1 protein-coding gene is annotated in these 1,305 nt (G+C 49.6%); it reads right to left on the bottom strand.

The features are described 5' to 3' along the window. The coding region (locus ACRC27_RS05145; RefSeq protein ID WP_438639340.1) for a sigma-54 dependent transcriptional regulator at window positions 1-1,286 on the bottom strand (1,286 nt) is incomplete at its 3' end. Window positions 1,287-1,305 lie beyond the last annotated feature (19 nt).

Here is a 1,305-nt window from a genome sequence, read left to right as displayed (position 1 = left end):
TTGAAGATCTCAGACAGTGCGGCACGCTCTAGCTCGGTTTGTTCATCTTCATGGCTACGCGGATAACCGTGTAATGCAGACAAGTCCTGCACAGCAGGCGTGGTATTCGGCTGGAAGCTCGATACCTCAACACTGCGGTATTTCGGTGGCAAATGGCAGATATCAATCAGCTCATCCGGATACAAAATAACCAACCGTTCCACCAAATTTGCCAACTCACGCACATTACCCGACCAAGAGTACTCGCACAGTGAGTGCAGCGCTCGCGGAGTAAAGTGAACGGAGCGAGCACCTTCGGCGGTTAAACGCGATAGCAACTCTTGCAATAGCAAAGGAATATCCTCGGCTCGCTCACGCAAGGCTGGGACGTCAATTGGGAACACATTCAGACGGTAGTACAAGTCTTGGCGAAACTCGCCATTGGCAATCATCTCTTCCAAGTTACGGTGTGTTGCCGCAATCACTCGCACATCCGCACGTATGGTTTTGTTGCTACCTACGCGCTCAAAGCAACGCTCTTGCAATACACGCAGCAGCTTCACCTGCATGGACATCGGCATATCGCCGATTTCATCCAAGAACAGTGTACCGCCCTCAGCCAGTTCAAAACGGCCTTTACGCGCAGAAATGGCACCGGTAAACGCACCTTTTTCGTGCCCAAACAGCTCACTTTCCAACAATTCGGCTGGAATAGCGCCGCAGTTTAACGGAACAAAAGGCCCTTCTCGACGAGCAGAGTAATAGTGGATGTTACGTGCCACCACCTCTTTACCGGTACCTGACTCACCCAAAATCAAAACGTTAGCATCGGTTGGGGCTACTTGCTCAATCATGCGGCGCACATTTTGCACCGCATGGCTACGCCCTACCAGACTACGGAATAAGCTGTTTTTACGGGTGATTTGCGGATAAGAAGCCGAGTGCTTACCTTGAAATTCGTAACAGTGCCCCAGCGCTTCGGTTAACTGAACGTAGTTGAGAGGCTCAGCCACTTCGCCAACATAGTTAGCAAGCCCTTGTAAATCCTCGCCCTGCCCAGCAAACGTAATCACAGGGATATGATGATTGATACGCAGAAAATCAATCACTGCTTGATACTGAGAATCCGTACTTGTGATACGGCCGAGCAAACAGCCTGCCCAGGAATGCTTTTCCTCCAGAGACAGCTCTACATCTCTGGATGAAACAACGATATTTTCCTGACCTATAAAGTTAAAAATAACCGTCAGAACCTCACGGCGGTGAGGCTCATCTTCTATCAGTAAAAATTTTTGCAGTCCCGGCATGATTATGTGTCTAACGTAA

Source organism: Plesiomonas sp., from assembly GCF_051650925.1.
Classification (GTDB): Bacteria; Pseudomonadota; Gammaproteobacteria; order Enterobacterales; family CAMTGL01; genus Plesiomonas.
This window is presented reverse-complemented; position numbering and strand designations above follow the sequence as displayed.